The organism is Thiolapillus sp., from assembly GCF_048562965.1.
Taxonomy (GTDB): Bacteria; Pseudomonadota; Gammaproteobacteria; order Chromatiales; family Chromatiaceae; genus Thiolapillus; species Thiolapillus brandeum_A.
In genome coordinates this window covers 1-1,167 of sequence record NZ_JBHNMF010000893.1, presented here as the reverse complement: position 1 = coordinate 1,167, position 1,167 = coordinate 1, and the positions used below count along the sequence as shown (strand labels likewise).

The 1,167-nt window shown below is 49.3% G+C and carries 3 protein-coding genes; 2 read left to right on the top strand and 1 reads right to left on the bottom strand.

Features of this window, described 5'->3' with window-relative positions; all coding sequences use genetic code 11:
- Window positions 1-31 precede the first annotated feature (31 nt).
- Both ACOCD2_RS20965 and ACOCD2_RS20960 read left to right on the top strand, forming a co-directional pair.
- Window positions 32-166 (top strand): hypothetical protein, encoded by a 135-nt coding sequence (locus ACOCD2_RS20965; RefSeq protein ID WP_419626043.1) that lies wholly within the window; start codon window positions 32-34, stop codon window positions 164-166.
- The gene (locus ACOCD2_RS20960) at window positions 135-350 is read left to right on the top strand and encodes a transposase (RefSeq protein ID WP_374109773.1); all 216 of its coding nucleotides are present in this window, start codon (window positions 135-137) and stop codon (window positions 348-350) included. Before ACOCD2_RS20965 ends, ACOCD2_RS20960 begins: the two co-directional genes overlap by 32 nt.
- Here ACOCD2_RS20960 and ACOCD2_RS20955 read toward each other — a convergent pair.
- The gene (locus ACOCD2_RS20955; RefSeq protein ID WP_419593683.1) at window positions 299-619 is read right to left on the bottom strand and encodes a hypothetical protein; all 321 of its coding nucleotides are present in this window, start codon (window positions 617-619) and stop codon (window positions 299-301) included. The genes ACOCD2_RS20960 and ACOCD2_RS20955 overlap by 52 nt on opposite strands.
- Window positions 620-1,167 lie beyond the last annotated feature (548 nt).

Sequence of the window (1,167 nt, the reverse complement as noted above, 5' to 3'; positions counted from 1 at the left end):
CGGAACGCTGAGGAAAGAAATAGGAGGGATATTGAGGGAGTTGTGTCGTCAGCAGGGTGTTGAATTGATAGAGGGTTACGCTATGCGTGATTACATTCACATGCTGTTGATGATTTCCCCCCCCCAAATACAGTGTGGCAAACACCATCGGTTTTCTGAAAGGTAAATCAGCGATACGGATATTCAGGGAATATCTGCAGGTCAAAAGGAATTTTACAGGTCGACATTTTTGGGCGCGAGGCTATTGTGTCAGTACAGTTGGCTTAGATGAGCAGATGATACGGGCGTACATAAAGAATCAGGAACGAGAAGAGAAGCGCCAAGAGCAGTTAAGGTTGGCGGGACTCTGACAATAGCCCCCTCTGGGGGCTTTCATCATACTACCCGCTCTGCGGGTAGTATTTGATTGTCGACGAGAATAACCCGTTACCTTGAGCAAATAGCGGATGACAATGCCTTTGTCTGGTTTATTCAGAGACAGATAGTCAAAACGAACCAGCTCCCTCTGTAACCAACGATAACGCTTGTCCTTGTCGCTACTGATGGTAAAAGCGACCGCTTGGGTTCCTTCCAAAAAGTTGGACAGGTGTTCAATTGTGGTCAATTCTTCTGTTTTCATGATGGCTTTCATGCTCCCATCATGAACAAATCACCGAAAAAATTCAGCTTATTTCAGACTCACCTCATACTGGAAATACGGCCTACCTTCAGACTCATTTCATATTGGACAAGGCTGGGGGTGGATTGAAACAGGCGCCCGTAGTAGTATCCGTTGACGGTGGTGGGTTCCCTCGCCTGAAACGGCTGGGTGGATTGAAACTACTACTGCCCGAAACGCTGTTTTTGACGTTTTGAAAGCGCTGGATGATCGGTTTCCGTTCCGGGCAACGCCACTCGTCTGTTCCGAGATTACGCAGCGCGGAACTGTTGGCAGGCAATCAGGTATCGACCGTCAACGGTAAAATATCGCTCACGGCGATGGGAGAAGCTGGCATGAAAAAATACATCTGGCGCACGGCCCGAGATGAGCGGGTTCGGGGAGACCCATCAGGTATCTGGCCAAATGGACGCCCGTCCCCTTATCGAAGGGAAGGCAAGGTCTATTCTATAAAGAATAGTGGCTGTGAATCGTGACCGGCACCCGGGACTGGGACCGCTATGACGTTG